The sequence below is a fragment of the Portibacter lacus genome (assembly GCF_021533215.1).
Classification (GTDB): Bacteria; Bacteroidota; Bacteroidia; order Chitinophagales; family Saprospiraceae; genus Portibacter; species Portibacter lacus.
Window position 1 is genome coordinate 65053 of the sequence record NZ_JAJNKA010000019.1, and the last position, 18422, is coordinate 83474.

The 18422-nt window shown below is 36.3% G+C and carries 8 protein-coding genes; 5 read left to right on the forward strand and 3 right to left on the reverse strand.

Annotated features, from left to right (window positions below):
- Nucleotides 1–38: 38 nt before the first annotated feature.
- Both L2586_RS22555 and L2586_RS22560 read right to left on the reverse strand, forming a co-directional pair.
- Complete coding sequence (locus L2586_RS22555) at nt 39–836, reverse strand: ThuA domain-containing protein (RefSeq protein WP_235295232.1); 798 nt, start codon at nt 834–836, stop codon at nt 39–41.
- 133 nt (nt 837–969) lie between these two features.
- Complete coding sequence (locus L2586_RS22560; RefSeq protein ID WP_235295234.1) at nt 970–3093, reverse strand: PQQ-dependent dehydrogenase, methanol/ethanol family; 2124 nt, start codon at nt 3091–3093, stop codon at nt 970–972.
- A gap of 589 nt (nt 3094–3682) precedes the next feature.
- Between L2586_RS22560 and L2586_RS22565 the strand changes: the two genes are divergently transcribed.
- Genes L2586_RS22565 through L2586_RS22585 form a run of 5 tightly spaced genes read left to right on the forward strand, consistent with a single transcriptional unit; the run spans nt 3683 to nt 17943 of the window.
- Nucleotides 3683–5434: a porin family protein gene (locus tag L2586_RS22565; protein ID WP_235295235.1), complete on the forward strand. Its 1752-nt coding sequence runs from the start codon at nt 3683–3685 to the stop codon at nt 5432–5434.
- Nucleotides 5431–8712 (forward strand): hypothetical protein, encoded by a 3282-nt coding sequence (locus tag L2586_RS22570; RefSeq protein WP_235295236.1) that lies wholly within the window; start codon nt 5431–5433, stop codon nt 8710–8712. The genes L2586_RS22565 and L2586_RS22570 overlap by 4 nt, the downstream gene beginning before the upstream one ends.
- Complete coding sequence (locus L2586_RS22575; RefSeq protein WP_235295237.1) at nt 8712–10718, forward strand: fibronectin type III domain-containing protein; 2007 nt, start codon at nt 8712–8714, stop codon at nt 10716–10718. Before L2586_RS22570 ends, L2586_RS22575 begins: the two co-directional genes overlap by 1 nt.
- Complete coding sequence (locus L2586_RS22580) at nt 10715–17311, forward strand: AHH domain-containing protein (RefSeq protein WP_235295238.1); 6597 nt, start codon at nt 10715–10717, stop codon at nt 17309–17311. Before L2586_RS22575 ends, L2586_RS22580 begins: the two co-directional genes overlap by 4 nt.
- Nucleotides 17311–17943 (forward strand): hypothetical protein, encoded by a 633-nt coding sequence (locus L2586_RS22585; RefSeq protein WP_235295239.1) that lies wholly within the window; start codon nt 17311–17313, stop codon nt 17941–17943. Before L2586_RS22580 ends, L2586_RS22585 begins: the two co-directional genes overlap by 1 nt.
- Here L2586_RS22585 and L2586_RS22590 read toward each other — a convergent pair.
- The gene (locus tag L2586_RS22590; protein WP_235295240.1) at nt 17940–18299 is read right to left on the reverse strand and encodes a helix-turn-helix domain-containing protein; all 360 of its coding nucleotides are present in this window, start codon (nt 18297–18299) and stop codon (nt 17940–17942) included. The two genes, L2586_RS22585 and L2586_RS22590, sit on opposite strands and share 4 nt — an antisense overlap.
- Nucleotides 18300–18422: the final 123 nt, after the last annotated feature.

Consider the following 18422-nt stretch of genomic DNA (forward strand, 5'->3'; position numbering starts at 1 on the left):
GTTAAAGCATAGTCACATACAAGCGGGATGCTGGCATTTTATTCTTTTGCTGGGTTGTCTATGGCGTATAGGATTCCACCCAATACATGATTTAAAAAATGCTGTTCGGAGTAGGATTCCTTATCGTGACCTAAGGCTGTGTAGAACATTCGGCCACCATCATATGGCTTGTACCAAGCAATCGGATGATTGTCTTTGTGACCACCACCGTTATAGGTTGATTCATCTAAAGAAAGGAGCATATTGAAATCCTCGTCTACCCATCTGAAATTATACCATTCATCAAATCGTTTCCATTTTTTAGGTAAATGTTTTGTTGATAAATGTGTGGTATCATTAACAATAACAACGGCTTCTTGGGGCTCTGGATGTCCATTAAAATAAGCTCCGATCATCTTACCGAACCATTCCCATTCATATTCTGTAGTCGATGCACCATGTATTCCCACAAAGCCACCGCCAGACCTGATATAATTCTCAAAAGCAACTTCTTGTTCTCTGTTGAATACATCGCCACTGGAGTTTAAGAACAATATGGCGTCATATTCCTTTAATTTTTGACTATTAAACCATTCTGAATTTTCAGTTGCCTCCGTATTTATATCGTTCTGGGCGCATAATGTTTTAATAGCTTCTATGCTTACTTCAGTTGATTCGTGCCGATAATCCATGGTTTTGGAAAAAATGAGCACTTTCTTTTTAGAAATGTTTTGACTTTGAGCTAGGAATGGTATAAATCCTATCAAGCAGATCATCCATACAGTTCTTTCTGCTTTGATAAAAAAACGTTTGATGGAACTCACTATTTTTTTTCGATTAGACCTTGATTTGAACATAAGTTTGAAATTTTATTTCTTTAAAAAGTTTTAATGGTTAATTATAAGAAGTTAGCTTTTATTGACTGCACTTATGCTAACACCATGTAATGGAATTATCAGTAATCCAGTCTCCATTTTTTTATTAACACTATTACTCATCTGTAACTTTAAGATATGAAAGTATAGCATTGACTTGTTTCTTAGACAATACGTCTTTATAACTCGGCATCCCTTTAGCTAATCGATCACCGCTCAGAACGATATCATAAAACTCATTTTCTACATTAGCCTTTAATGGTAAAAGTTTGGGAGCTCTTCCTGTGTTATGGCAACCGGTACAATTAATATTATATAATTCTTGTCCAAGTTTAATTTCAGCTTTCGAAAAGTTTGCTGCATCACCTTTGTCTGCAAGTTGAACATTTCTGTTCAGCACGGGTCTTTTCGGAACATCGCCTCCGCCAATTTTAAAAGCCAAAATACGGCCTTTGTTTCCATAGAGGTAGTCGGCATTGGTTTGCTGATTGCCATCGACACCTGCCATTACTGCTACAAACTGCTCATTTCCGATTTTATAGGACATTGGTGCAGCAATGATACTTGTGCCAGCATCAATATCATGAAGAAGTTTCCCTGTGGTTGCTTCGTAAACCTTAAGATGTCCATCTATACCACCTTGAAACACCAAGTTACCATCTGTGGTCATTACGCCTCCGTATCTACGATCATGCCTTAAAGTTTCCATTGCGTATTGTATTTCAACTTCCCAAACCACTTTCCGCTTTACAGGGTCCCATGCCTTCAGATATGACCTTGGATAAGTATCGGGTTCTCCTTTTGTGAGTTCCTCTAAAGGTGGCCAGTCTTCTGGATAAGAGCTGCTGTTGTGCACCGACCTGAAAGATACTCCTGGGTTCCATCCTTTTTCCTTAACCTTGAATGGAGTTTTTTGAATACTGTAAATTTCACCTGCTTCATTAGTAGGAATATAAACCAATCCTGTATTGGGGTTGAAAGCCATTGGATTCCAATTATGACCACCTTGACTACTAGGAAAAATAAGCTTAGGGGATTTACTGTAATCTCCCTTTCCCGTTTCTACGGGTTTTCCAGTTTTCATATCAACATGACTAGCCCAGTTAACATATACGTAGGGATCAGCGGATAGCAATTCTCCTGTTTCCCTATCCAAAACATAGAAGAATCCATTTTTGGGGGCCTGCATGATGACCTTTCTTTCTTTGCCATCCATATTTAATTCAGCGAGAATCATTTTTTGTGTAGTGGTGTAATCCCAGTTGTCAGCTGGGGTGGTTTGATAGTGCCATAAAAGCCGACCATTGTCAGGGTTAATAGCCAATATGCTGTTTAAGAAAAGATTATCTCCCCCAGCTGGGCTTCGCAAATCTCTGCTCCAGGGAGCTCCATTTCCAGTACCAACATATAAAATATTAAGTTCCGGATCATAGGCCATTGCATCCCATACCGTGCCTCCTAGGCCATTCTCCCATACACTATTAGGATCCCAAGTCTTTGCTGCCATCTCTAATTCTGGATGCTCAAAACCTTTGTCTGGATCGCCAGGTACTGTGTAGAATCTCCATGCCATCTCACCACTATTAATATTATATGCCGAGACATACCCTCGGGCATTGTATTCCCCGCCACTGTTGCCAATAAGAACTAAATCTTTGGCTATATGTGGCGCTCCTGTGCTCGAGTATCCCTTAGATCTATCCACTATGGTATCTATTTTCCAAATCTGCTTCCCGGTAGCTGCATCTAATGCATATAAGTAACCGTCTATCGATGCCACATAAACGATACCTTTCCACACAGCTACACCACGGTTAGGTCCACCACAACAATGATTGTCAAAAACCTCGGCACGTATTTCGGGCTTGAATGACCAGAGTAATTTTCCGCTGGCAGCATTAAGGGCGTATACATTACCTTTGTTTCCCGCAGTGAATAAAGTGCCATCGACTACAATTGGTGTGGCTTGAAAAGCAGTTTCAAAATCAATGTCGAAATCCCAAGCAAAACCTAATTGTTTAATATTTTTCTCGTTGATATCATTAAGTGGGGAGTAGTAAGCCTGTTTGTAACCTCTTCCTCCAGTAAACCAAGACTCAGGTTCATTGTCTGAATTTAGCAATCGTTCTTCTGTAATGTTGCCAATTTTTGGAGATAGGTTATTTGACTGGCATCCTGCGAAGCCTAATAGGAATATTATTACATACAAATAATGTATCGATTTCTCTACCTTTTTCATAGTGTGTTGTTTAAGCAGATTATATCTTAATATAGTAAGATTTTTATTGAATGAAAACTTTGCAATGATTATTATCAAAGTTGGTCTTCAAGAATTCCCTTTGCTTTAAATCCAAAACCTAGAACAATTAGAGCAAGAGAATAAATTCAGAGTGGACTTGTACTTTAGGCTTAATGCCATTGTTATAAAAATTCCGCCGTTAAGGGAGCGGAAAAAGGATATTCCTCTTTTGGTTGCAAATACGCTTAACAAGCTTTCTATAAAATTTGACAAAAAACTTTTAGGAAGTACTACAACATTCATGGCTCGGTAATACGTCTGAATGGGCAAAGGGGGATCGAATTAGGGAAAAAGTATAGAAAAATGAATTCTTACACTTGATTTCGACCACGGGAGGATTGAGGCTATTCCGGTGTAAAGCTACTTGTTACTAAGCTTACAATGCAGAAAGCGTGAAATTCTAATAGTTAAAAAAAATGGCCGTCTTGCATTCTTTCAGAAAAACATATATCTTATTCGCTTAACGCCGCTATTTTATTTTATTTAACTACCAATTCTCGAATTTCGAGATGGTCAATTTATGTGCCAAATGACCGTGAAAAAACTGTTTACGGTGGTGTTATTTTTTAGTGTTTGCTTGAGCTCGACACTCAGCCAAGATGTAGAACAAAAATTTAACTCCCTAAAAGATCGGATCCAGAATGACCCCTTAAAAGTGAATGGGAGTTTCTCTGCTATGGGGCAGTATTACCAAGCTTTTGGTATCGATAATAGAGCGGTTCCGTTTTCAGGCCGACTGATGGCAGCACTTAATTTTGATTTTCTAGGTATTCGAATGCCATTCTCCTTAGCTTATTCTAACGGCGGTGTTGTGTTTAATAAGCGACTTCCTTCTTATAGTTTTATTGGTATAAGCCCTTCCTATAAATGGGCTAAAGTATTAATTGGTACACGATCTATGGATTTCGGTAAATACTCCTTTAGTAATTATTCTTTTACGGGAGGTGGTTTTGAATTGACGCCAGGAAATTGGAATGTATCTGCATTTTATGGTAGATTAAGAAGAGCGAGAGTGGAAGATTTTCAAGGCATAAATAATGTAGATCCATTTTTTCGCAGGATGGGTTTCGGTGGGAAAGCAGGCTATGAAGATGGGAAGGATAAAGTGTTGGTCTCTGTGTTCAAGGCATGGGACGATGGGGCATCTATTGTAATTCCTGATAGTAGTTTTAATTTTTTTCCTTCCGAGAATGTGATAGTTAGTGCGGAAATAGGCAAGCAGATTAGTAAACGAGTGGATCTAGAAGTGCATTATTCGAATAGTGGATTCACGGATGATCGCGAACTTCAGGAAAGAACGGAAGGATTTCGATTATCTAACTATGGAGGTCTACTTCGAAATAATATCAGCACGAGATTCAATAATGCTTTCGAAGCCAAACTGAATTTCAAATTGAAGGCAGTAAGTTTCAATATTGCCTATGAGCGAATCGACCCGGGCTATCGAACGATGGGTGCATTATTTTTCAATAATGATCTGGAGAATGTGAGTGGGGGAGTGAATTTCCGAATATTGAAAGGAAAATTAAATGTCAATGCTAGAGGAGGCTTACAAAGAAATAATTTAAGCGGAGAAGAAGCAAATGATTACAACCGATTTGTAGGTTCATTTAATGCGAATTACACAGTTAATGACAAACTTACTTTTACAGGTAGCGCTACGAACTTTAATAATGTCAATAGAAGAAGTACTATCGTTGATCCGAATAGTCCAATTTTACTGACCAATCTAGTATTGAATAACCAGCAAGCTAATCTTGGGGCTAATTATGTTATTGCTAATGATAATTCAAGAAGTTCTACGTTGTCAGCGACGGCAAGTCTTACCCAAGGAAATACGATCGAAAATGATATTGTGAATGTTGATCAATCGTCTACTTCACTGAACACATTTATATATTATACACTACAGTTAAAGCCGAGTGCATGGACGTTCGGAGTTAATACGGGCTACAATCGAAATAACTTTGGTTCGAATGAAACTGCATTTTCTAATGTAGGATTGATGGCTGCGAAAAAGCTATTCAACGAAAAACTTGATTTAGGATTACAATCCAATGTCGCTTTTAATACCCAATATCAGGATCAAGTTTCAGTCGCTGACGGACAGCTGTATAGTCTTTTATTTACAGCAACATTTATGACGAGTAAATCAAGCGCAATTTCCCTTAATTCGGGATATCTGCATAATAATGTGGTGAATAGTAATCAAGGAGTTCAAGCTTTCTCTGAGTTTAGGAATACCCTTAATTTTCAATACCGATTCAATCCTAGGAAATGATGAATAAAAAAATTGTACTAATAGGAGTTGTTTTTCTTTGGTCTTTGTCAATGTTTGGGGGGACAGGTCCTTCCCATGGAATAGATCCAAAGGTTAAAAAGATAGAAAATACACTTGCTCATGCATTAGATATTAGAAAGGAATACATCAATGCAGAGAAAGCGAAAACCTATCACTTTGAATCACTAAAGTTTAATTTGGAAAATGAAGTAGTTTGGGACGAAGGGACTGAAGATAACCTTGATGATATATTTAGATCTTCTAAAGAATATGTAAAAAATGAAAAGGTAATCAAGGCAATAAATGCAATTGAAAATCTTGGAGCGGAAGATTTAATAGAAAAGTTGACAAAATCTGATTTAGTCAAGTTGCCACTTGGCATCGTTAAAACATTCGGTGGAACCACTTATTCTGTAGTATTTGATCAAGCTAAGATTTACACGACACACGCCAAAGTTCGTGTCTACGGTAGAATTAAGAATGAGAAAGTGGATTTATGCTTTGGAGCAGAGGATATAAAATTTTCTTTCGAAGGTGGAATTGTTGGAGATGCTACATTGGCTTTGTTTGGTGACTTTGCAGTTCCATTGAAAAGTCAGAAAGTTGCTGTAGTATTTAATAAATTTGAAGGTTCTTCAAATGGAGACTATTCTGGGACGTATATGACGTTTGATTGTGATGGATTTGTTGAAGCTGGAATCGATGCAGACATCGCATTATCTCGTGATTGGGTCTTGCCAACAGATAGTCAAGGAAAGGTTATAGGTGGGGGTAATAGGGTAGTTGCTAATATCGCTTTGGAGCTCAGTGATTTTAATGATTTTGTAGGAAAAATATCACTTCCATATTTTACTTTAACACAAGATTCAAGTGTTTCAATATTGGTGAGTGAAGCCACTTTTGATTATTCAGAAACTAAAAATGCTAGTGGTTTTGTTCATCCTAGGACTTATAATTTTGAAACAGGTACATATGAAGATCCTCCGCCATCAGAGGAGATTCCATTGTGGCGAGGGTTTTATATTAATAAAATAGAATTTGTACTTCCGCATGTTTTTAAAACATCGGATGAGCAACCATTAATTGTAGGTGCAGAAAAATTATACATAGATCAAAAAGGAGTTTCAGGATATATTTACGGAGATGGATTAATTCCTATAGAAACGGGGACAATTGGAGAATCAGAATGGGCATTTGCACTTGATCACGTGGGAGTAGAATTAAATTATAATAGAATTTTAGCGTTTGATTTTGATGGAAGGATAAACATTCCAATCAATAAAGAGACCCAAAGACTGAACTATTCAGCTTTCGGAATTCCATCTGAGGAGCATTATAATATAACGGTGGGTTTAGATTCCACGATGTCATTTCCATTGTTTAGGGCAGGACAGGTTAGTTTAACTAAAGGGTCGGTCGCATTTGTGGATGTTAAAGAGAATAAGTTTGTCCCTGGGGCTATTCTTTGTGGAGGAATGTATGTTAGCATTGGGAAGTCAGAGGAGGATGATGGGAAAGTAAACTTGGATATGCCAGGAGTAGAGTTTCATAAACTGATGATTAGGGATACACTGCCTTATGTGATGTTAGATTCAATGGGTGGAAGTATAACATTAAAGATTCCCCCAATTCTTAATAACTCACCAATTACTATAGATCACTTAACATTGACAAGACATGGGAGTAAAAATGTGAAGCTGGGTTTTGGTGTCGAAGTTTCAGCAATGGGTTCAAAGGAAGGAGGTGGAAAGACGGGAGGAGCATTTGGAATATTAGGAGAATACAAGGAGGTTAGTGGCAAAAATAAATGGACATATGCAGGAGTGGAGGTTGATGCAATGAATATTGAAATTGTGATGGGTACTTATCTTTGGATAAAGGGTGGACTCGAATTTTATCAAGGAGATAGTATTTATGGAAATGGATTTTATGGCTATTTAGCAGGAGGAGTTTTGGCTCAAGATGCAGAAGGTGAAAGTGCAATTGGTGAGCACAATGAATATAAAGTGAGATTGCAAGCTAATGCAAGATTTGGAACTATTAATCCTGGAAAAGACAATGAATATAGATATTGGTTTTACGATGTTTACGTATCGAGTAGTGATAAACTATTTGATATATATACACCAGTTATAGCAAAAGGAATCGGAGGAGGAGCATATCATCATATGAGAATGGCTGGATACGACATGGGTGAGATGGCAAGTGGTTCTGGCAGTAACCCATATTCAGGAATTACTTATCGTCCTAATGCGGGAACACTCTTTGGAATTAAATTTACACTAGGTATAGGGATAACAGGTGTTGACGGATTTAAAGGAAATGTTACTTTAGAATTAGCAATAGATACTAGTTTAGCGTTGCAGAATATAATGTTATACGGCAATGGAGAATTTGCAAGTGATAAATTTAAATTAGATGCTTTAAGTCGTCTGGACGATCTGTCTCTGTCGCAAGAAGAATCTACAAAGCAGGATTCAATTGGAGCCTCCACAAATAATCATAATAAGATTACAGCTGCGATTATGATTTATATGGATTTCGAAAATGGATTCGAATTGCAAGGAAATTTTGCTGCATTTTTGGATGCAGCTGATGGAGTAATAAGTGGTCAGGCTGCGGTGGATATGTATATTTCAGCCGAAGAACAACACTTGTATATAGGTGGTTATGAAGGACTTGTTGATATTGAAGGGATGCCAATCCCTGAATCTTATGTTTATATAGGTTTTGGAGGATTTAATGTGCATGCTAAATTTTATTTATGTACAGGCACAAAATTACCACCTCCACCTAAGATACCTACACGAATTGCGAATATGCTTGGCATTTCTACTGGTTTGAATAATAGAACTTTGTTGGCTAATAATAGTCAGCCACTAGCAGCTGGTTTTGCATTAGGTGCAAGTATTGCATTAGATGTAAATATAAGTAAGACCTTCATAAAGTTTGATTTAAATGCTTTGGCAGGATATGATATATCTCTTTTATCTAATCCGAGTTCGACCTATTGTTCGAATGCTTCGGGACTAGAACAAGGTATAAATGGATGGAGAGCTAAGGGGCAGATATATGGTGACTTGTATACAAAATTAGAATTATGGGCTTTTGGCTGGTGGACAGTTTGGAATAGACAAGTTGCTTTTGCGGTTATGGCGGATTTACCTAAGCCAACACACTTGTTTATAAAGGGGAAATATTTAAATAAAAAAGGAAATAAGAAAAAGGAATTCGAACATGAAATGGGTAATAAATGTGGCCAAATAGTATACAACTAATGAAAATTATAATATGTGCATTGTACATTATAATTTCATGTACAACTGGCACATCTCAAGGTATAAGCCTTTATCAAAAAATAAAGGGTGACTCTTTATTTGTAAGATGGGAATGTGAATCCCCTCACGTTTGGTATGATAGCAATCAGTCTGGTTATCGAATAAAAATATCCAATACTTCATCAGTTGTATTAGTGGATACTATAATTGAAAACAAAACACAAGCTTTTGCAAACTTTCCCGATTCAAGTGTTGAAAAAATGATTTATTACTTGAATGATAGAGAAAGACTGCCAGAAAATATGAGAATAAGGTGGCTAGACCCATCACAATCAAGTGAACTCCAAATGGACTCCATAAGTGAGGAAATTGTATACAGTCAAATTTCTCAGAAAAGAAAATTTCTAGAAATTTCGGGGGTTATGGCAGTTTTTAAACTTGATATTACTCAAAATCTATTGGTAGAAATCAAGCCTAATAATGCACATGGTGAAAGTAACTCATTAGAGCAATTAATAAAACCAAGTAAAATATCTGAGCAAACCTTTCCTAATATTTCTAGTAAATGGAAAAATAAACGGGTGGAGCTTTCATGGAGTACCAAAGGAACAAAAAAGAATTTTCTTTTTTATAACCTTTACTTTTCAGATGATGGTGATAATTGGGAGAAGGTGGATTCATTATATACTAATTTTTATAAGGAAACTGACGATGAAGAGCTCCTTACGATAAATCCTGTTAAGCAGTTACCGCATAATGACTCTATTTATTACTTTAAAATACATGGTGTAGATTTTTTCGGGGATGAATCTGAGGATTTTAGTTTAGTAAAAGGATCGGGAAGTAAGGGTATTCAGGTTAGTCCCTACTGGAAGAAAGTTAAACAATTACGGACAAATGAAGCAGAGATGAAATGGGAGATTCCTGATGAATACGCCTCTGAAGTTGAAGAATTTAGAATCTATGTTGCTGAAAATTATGATGGTCCGTATTTTGCGGATACCATTGGCATACAGCCTTTTGTCCGAGAACTTACGAGAGAAATTCCATTCAAATCAGCATATTTTAGAGTTGTTGCTGTTGATCAAAATGAAGAAGAGTTTAGTTCATTTCCACAGCTGGTAATTGGTGTAGACACTGTAGCGCCAGCTGTTCCAACTAATTTATCTTATACGATAGATACAACAGGAAGAATAGATATAAATTGGGATCCAAATGATGAAGAAGACTTTATTGGCTACAAACTCTTCTATAGTTTTGATACAACAGTTGATATGACTTTGGCGCATAATAGTTATTTAGTTACTCCCGATTTCACTGATACATTATCTCTGAGATCAACCAATCGAGAAGTTTTTTATAAGGCCATATCAGTTGACAAAAGGAATAATAGATCTGATTTTTCTGAAATACTGGTGGTTATTAGACCGGACATTTTGCCTCCAGTTGAACCAGTTTTTATTTCTGCTGAACCTGGTCCTGGATTTGCTAGCCTTACTTGGTATAAAAGTGTTAGCGATGATGTGAAAGAACAGAGGCTATTTAGACGAAAAATGAAGGAGGAAACCAGTTGGGAATTGCTTGAATTGTGGGATTATAATATAGATACAACATATATAGATTCAGGGCTGGTTGCCTTTGAGAAATATGCTTACACCATCACGGTTATAGACAGTTCTGGAAATGAATCTGACCCTTCTAGACCAGTTGTAGTAATGCCAAGACCTGATTATCGTGGATTTGATATTGGAAACTGGGATATTGCTCTAGATGGTAATCAGGTAAAAATAACTCATGGTTATCAGCCGTCTGACTTTGAGAAAATATTTGTTTACCTAAAAATAGAGGATGGTGAACTCCTCTCTATCGGAGAACTCAATTTTAGGGAGTTGATCTTTATTGATGACGGAATACAAAAAGATAAAAATTATAATTATGCGATTAAGGTAATGTTCAAAGAAGGGATCGAAACACCATTAAGTGAATTTAAAGTGGTAAGAAGATGAATTTAATAAGTGGATTTAGAAAGATGCAATTAGAAAGAGCTTATAACTCTATCTTCAAGGTTTTAATATTGTTTTTTATTTTCTCTTTAAATTCCCATGGCCAAAACTACCCTGTAGACATTAACGTCCTAGTGCTTCCGCCACACGCCCCTTCTTATCATACCTTTTCTCAGTCATCCATGATGCAATCTAACAAGATGCAAGTGACGATGACCTTGAAAGATCTTGTTGTGGATCAACTCGACATTGGACTTCAAGTAGAGTTTCGAGGAGAATCGGGAAGTTTTGTTTCTGATCCAGCCTTGATTAGTCAGCCATTTACCTTGATAAAAGGAATGCCTAAAATTATCCAGAATCAAGATCTTGCTCCATATTTTCTAAGCAATGGATTATCCGAAGCAGTGGTTTCGAATGGTGGTTTTCTTCCTGAAGGTCAATGGGAAATCTGTGTAACGGCTTTTGAGCTTTTGAACCAAGAACAAGTAAGCCAACAGACATGCTACTATATGTTTCTGGAAGAAATGGACCCTCCAGAGATCATCATGCCGCTAGACAGTATGCTTCCCACCTACCCTCAGAATATACAATTAAGTTGGCAGCCACTTCACATCGGGTCTTTTCCAGTTCGGTATATGGTCAATGTATGGGAAGCGATCGATGGTTTCACTGATCAACAAATCGTAGAATCCACTCAGCCCTATATTTCTAAAAATTTAAAACAACAAACAACGGATTGGCTTTCTGTCGCGGATCCACCCATGGTCGTAGGACAAGAATACATCATGCAAGTATTGATCGAGGATGATATTAATGGTATGATGGGGCCGCAGGTTTATGCCTTTAAGAACAATGGGTTTTCTGAGATTCATCGCTTCAAATATGGAATGCATGTAGCTGGTGAAGAATGCGAAACACCATCGACACCAGAATATATGATCGATGATAGTTTACGTTATTTTGTGTATTGGGATGGAGGAGAACCACCGGCATATCAATATGAACCTTTCAGTACTTTTAGTGATGCGTCAACAATGGACGCTTCTTCATCGTCTTCTTTTGGGGGAATAGGAATTCCAGGTAAAGAAAATCAAGGCGGAGGTGGCGGATCTATTGGTTCAGCTTCAACTTCTAGCTCTTCAGGTTTTTCTGGATATTATAAGATGTACTACCGTATAGAAGGTACGGAAGACTGGTCTAGTATAGAAACAAAAGAAGCATGGGCAGAATTTGACGATTATCAAAGAGGGTATACTTATGAGATCTATGTAACTAAGGTGTGCAGTGCGGAAGAGCGGGCGAGTGAATCGATATTTATTGACATTCCTTCACTTCCAGTGGCTAGAGATTTCGAATGCGGGTTGCCACTTCTACCAGTAGACTTAGAAAATCAGGTCCCCTTAGCAATGCTAAATATAGGAGATACCATCATGGCTTCTGACTTCAGGGTTTCCATAAGAGAAGTATCTGGTAGTGATGGTTATTTTACCGGAAAAGGAGCCTTCCAAACTGGTTTTTTTGGAGCAGCCGTAGAAGTGGAATTTACAGACATTTTTGTTAATAGTGAATATAGAATGGTCGAAGGTTTTATCCAAACCACTTGGGATCCCGAAGGATCATTCATGTTTAATCTGGATAGTCTATTCTCTTCGTTTAACAATGGTGGTGAGCCTCAATTTCCAAAGGTAGAAGTGGAATATTTGGATTCGGTTAAAATTGTAAATGGCGTAGTTGTTATTTACCCAGATGGAGATACTTATGATATGCCTATTTACATCACCTCACCGCAAGGTAATTATTTAGGAATAGCGGGAATGGTACTTCCACAAACTGATCCACCTAAGCCAACATCGATAAGTGAAGACTACCAAGTTATTTTTGAAACTCAGACTAATTACAATTACGGTTTTGACAATGTAGATCTGAATTTTGAGAAATATTATGTAAAATTCAATGGTGAAGCGATCCCTCATAAGTCCGTAGCCATGGAAGGCCGTGATAAGATAGATGCTCGAATCAGTGTGTCGGCCACGAATTGGAAAGCTAGCGATTGGGATTCAGTAAAAGTAATTACCGCTGATGGCTTCGAACTAATGTACGATAGGAAAAGTGGAGATAGTAAGGCTATAGAGATATGGGTTCCAGGGCTAGACAAGGATCAGAATATCTATGTGATGTATGGTGAAGAGTGCATGGGTGTATTCAATTTGCAGGTATATGAATTTACGAATTTGACGGTGAATTTGATTCCTGTTAATGGAGCTGGGCAAGATGTGAATGAAGCAGAAATTCAGAGCAAATTAAATAAGATTTTAGGACAAGGCGTATTCGGTGTGGAAGTGAACTTGCTTAAGGAGGAGGGGATTCAGAGTGATGTTGAAGAAATAAGTGCGGAGAAATATTTATTGAGCCAATATAGGGATGATATGAAGAGCATCCTGCAGGATCACAAGGATAAATTCGGGCAAGACAGGAATGAGATGTATTTGTTCTTACATCCAAATCTCAAGGATAATGTTGTGGGATACATGCCGATCAAGTATAATGCTGGATTTATAGAGGTTAATGACAACACAGAACAGGAGCAACTCATTAAGACCATTGCACATGAATTAGGTCATGGTGCACTAACCTTGGAACATTATTTTGAAGGAAGAGAGCATGAAGAAGGGAATAGTACAAACTTAATGGATTATGGATCGGGTACAGACTTGAATTTCTTCCAATGGAGTCAAATGCATAGTCGAAAGGGACTCAAGACGTGGTTTCAAGGGAGTGAGGATGCACAGTATGTTTCACTCGAATTAGGTGATCTGTTTAAGGATTTTATAGTCGAAGATCACCTTAGTTTTCTATCTAATACTGGAAAAACAGTTTCTATTAAAGCTGACGCTATACAGAGAATGACTTTCGCAACTGGGGGCGAAGCCTTCCTTGAATCTGGAAAGCAAATCCCTATTGGCACCTTAACTTTTTTCACTTTAAAAGAGGATTCAACATTCGTCACTTATGCCAATTACGGAAATGGTAATTACTATGTCTATCCTAAAGTAGAAACAAATATCCCCTACCAATTTGAAATGCCTGCAACAGTAAACCCAGTAATTCTTAGACCAACATTCCAAAATGGAAAGGAAGCTATTCATATCGTTGGAATTGAAAACACTGCAATTTCAGAAGATAATTATCCATTCGATTTTTTAATTAATCATTTTTATGATATTAATGATGCAAATAATGAATATAAACTCAAAGGCAAAGTAGTCACTTTTGATGAAATAGGATCAGTTCAACTAGGAGCAGAGTTCTCATCTGATCTTTATCAATCACTTGTTAATAATCATAAGAATTTTGCTGAAGCATCTCAAATAAGCAGTTTCTATCTAAATGGGTTAGCTTATTTTATCGACAAAAATTATAATCACTTTAAGCTGTGTGATCCTAGTGCAGGAATAGAGAGCATTTTTGAAAGTGTTTTATTGAATGTAAATAAAAACATTTCTACCCTAAATATAATGTATAAAGGATTGATTGAAGGTCTTCAACAGCTTAATGGACTAGAAGATTTATTACATCATTTCCAAAACCATCAAGTTGATGAAATTACTGGATTGAATAAAATTGACCTAATCAAAATTACTTTAGCAAGATCTGATTTAATAGCAACTTATCAACAGATCATAGACAAAAATACAGACTTAAGTATAATTAAAGCAGTTTTAAAAGATGCATTATTTGACTTACAAGAATGTGAATTTGAGCAGCTCTATTTTTCTTACCCAGTTATAGAAGAGTTAATTTCTTTTATGATTTTAGATGACCATTTCTGGCTCAACAATAAAGAAGAAAAGATCATTATCAAACTCTTGAATAAAATTGATCCCTTATATTATAATGATTTTATACAATACCTTGAAGAAACAACTGCCAGTATAATAGTCAATGAATATGGTACTAGCTACCAAGAAATTTCTAACACAAATAAAACCTTGTGGCTTTGGGAGCAATTAATTCATAGAATTGACAATTCCGTTTTTGACAAGAATGGTGAAAAGTTCGTACTTGAGTTAACTAGAATCTGGAATCAAACAAATTCAATAAATGAAAGGCTTGAACAAAACGCTTCAGAATTTATCACCAATGTAGATCAACTTATATCAAGTGGAAATTCTGAAATTAATTCCGCTTTGTTCAAAGCGCTATGCAGCAAAATTGTTCCATTCTACTACGAAGGCTTTTTGAATAGGGTGAACTGGGTTTTTGTATTCATGAATCAACCTCATTTGGCTTTTCCTCTAACTCCGATCACTAATGTAAGTCTTAATGATGATGGGACATTTAATGCAGTTGTTCAGAACAAAGTTGTATTTTATAAGGATAATATAGATGAAAATCAAAGCTTCTATAATCTAAAACCATTCGAGCCTATTTTTATTGACCAGAAATCTAAATTTGGAACTGCAACTGATTTAATAGGCGAAAATGACCTCAAAGCTTATCCTGCTTTTACACTTTACTATTTAAATGAAAATGCAGAAAAGAGAACACAATCTGACCTATTTTTTACAGCATTAGATGCTGCAAGTTTGGCGATTCCAGCAACAACTATCATTAAAATAGGATGGTTAGGCAGAGGGTTAGTCTATGCAGATAAAATTTCATCGATAACTGGAATTACAGCCACTTACTATCAAGATCAGAATAGAGATGTTGCGAAAATCTTAAATGCAACAAGTGCAATTTTAGGTTTGTCTAATTTAGGTGCTGAAGGATTTGCTAAGTTGTCAAAAATCGGAAAGCAAGAATTACCAATTTCAGAAATATTTTCATTTGTCAAAGCCCGAGAAATTGATAATTTAGAAAATTCAGCATTAAAGGTAGAACGGCTAGAAGAGCTTTTTGATAGAATTAGTACTGCTAAGTTTTCGGAAATTGAATTGTTATCTGATGCAGAAAAAGCTACAATTGTTAAAATCATTGAATTTGAATCCAATGAAATTGCTAAACTTGGCTCGAACCTTAATAATCAAAAAAGAAGTGCTGCTATTGCTAGATTGGGTGGGACAATTACTGACCTATCTAATGACGCCATTGATTTGTCTAATTCAGCCATAAAAGCCAAAGTTGTTTCTACATTAGAAGAAAGCAATAATTTTGAAAAACTAGGAGCTTCTTTTTACCAAGATGTGATCGTTCATTCCACAGGGTCTAAGTTTATTGTAGATGGAATAGAGCATAACGCCCAAGAATTAGCTAACATTCTATCAGGTAATGCCGGACCTATACGCTTACTTAGTTGTAATGATCTAGCATCCGCTCAAGAACTCTCGGCCTATTTAGGAAGAGAAGTTATTGCAAATGGTGGGCTGACTAGAATTCATATCGACGGACATATTTCAGTTGTATCTAAAAATGGTTCTGGTACAGATTGGTTCCGAGTGATGCCTAGTGGTGACATGGATCTTCATATTGTGTCCGAAACAGCTACTCAGTATGCTGATGATTTTGTAGAGATGGGATCGGCACCTATTTTAAAAGGATTTTCAGCGATATGTCCAGCTGGATTTATTACAAGATTTGATAGATTAGGTTTTGGAATCGATGAAGTGAAAGTGTTGTTTACTCGATTGGATGATGATGTTTTGAAAGTAGAGAAATTTTTAGACAATCTTGAGAATTATAAAGATTTAGAAGATTTTGTTAAATTCGTAGATGACTTAAAGAAGTTAGATGCTATTCAATTAGTTAGAAGGATTAGTAATGTTGAGAAAGGTGAAGTTGGTGGAATTGTTAAGAGCTGGAGGGTTGCTCGTAATTTACCAGACGAAATTAGGCTAAACCCCGATGATTTAGAGATTATCGCAGATTATATGAAGCGGAATCCTAGCAAATCAATTGATGATGTCGCTGGAGAAATACCAACTGGAAATCTCAGAAAATCACAAGAATGGTTAGGAATAAAGAAAATGGAACCGTTCTTAGATTCTCAACCAAAAGTTACTTCAGTTCAAGCACCTCCTGGATATCAAATTTATCAAATAGATAATAGTAAATATATTAGAAGGGTTAATGCAGAAGATCCTTACACTCCTCGACTAATGGTTGATGGTGAAGATGTAATTGTTCCTTATGTTAAACCTCAAAGGCTTGCCAAAAATGGAAAACTTAGATCAAATCTCGAAAGTTCTCTTGGACCTGCACCTCCTAATCACCAAGCACATCATTTAATTTCTGATAATGTTGTTCAGAAAAGTGATTTATATAACGAAGCTTTAAGTAGAAATATAGACGGGACAGTTTTCTATGATATTGATAGACCATCAAATGGGAAGTTTCTTGCAGAAACAGCAAAAGATTATAAAAATTCTGCAGGAGAATGGGTAAGCGATTCTTACAAATACCCAACTCACAGAGGTAAACACGATGCTTATGATGGTCTAGTAACTGATGATATTAATGAGTTTTCAGCAGCGTTAAAAAATCAATATGGGTCGCTTAAGGATGTTCCTGATGATGTATTAACTGACGTTTTAATTGAATTAGAAGAAGCTGCTTTAGATATTTTAACTAATTGGAAACCATCAAGATTAAATTAATGAGTAAAGTATACAGGCTAGAGTGGGACTATGATCATTCAGGAGACTCAGAACGAGATGCTTTCCATTATCCTTTCGATGGATGTAAGTCACTAGAATCGGACCTTTTAACTGGTAAGCCGGTAATGGTTGAAGGTGAAATTATTTTTCAAGCTAACTTCAATGTAATCGATCAGATTGATTTTCCATTAACCGATATGAGAATTCTCATAATGTCTAAAAGCATGCTGGAATCCATAGAAGGAATAAGCTCTTTTAAGTATCATACTATCCCTGTAAAAATGATCGATGATACATATTTAGGAAGTAGATTTGACAGTAATGGAATCTTAAAAGATGATGTTCCTATTATCGATAAGTTTAGAATTGTGCAGATTTTAGAATTTAGCGAATTGATTGACGATGAAGCATCACATTTCAAAGAAAGTAAAGCTATTCCAGGTTTTAAACGGTATAGTAAAATAGTTGTTCAGGAGCCAAAAGAAGGCTTTCCTTCTATTTTTAAATTGAAAAATAACACAAGTAAAACATATGTTCCTGAGGAAACAAAACTCACACTAGAAGCTGCGGAAATAAAAGGCTGTATATTCGAAGATGTTGAAGTTTTACCTTACAAAGAAGAAACTACTTAGGCAATCATAGCCTTGAGACTATCCTTCATTTTCTTATTGGCTATGGCAAGGTCAATCATCTTGATTAGAGCAGATTGTTCATCATCGTGAAGCGTATCAATCATTTTTACTTTCTCTAAGATGGACAAATTGATATCTTCATCAAGTGGACCGTTATTAAAAAACTCACTTAGTGAAACCTCAAAAACTGCTGCAAGCTTCTCTAATGTAGAAATTGAAGGTTCCACCTTTGCATTTTCAATACGACTGTATTGACCTTGAGGCACTCCAGAAGCCGCAGAAACCTCTTTCTGAGATAAATCCTTAAGCTCTCTAAGCTTCTTAATATTACTTGATATAGTCTCGACCGTACTCATGAACATCTGATTTATACATCAAAGTTAATCAAATGCTCCATTTAATACAACCAAGTAAATTAAATACAACACATATTATGCACCTAAATATATATTTATATAAATATTATTTATACATTTGGA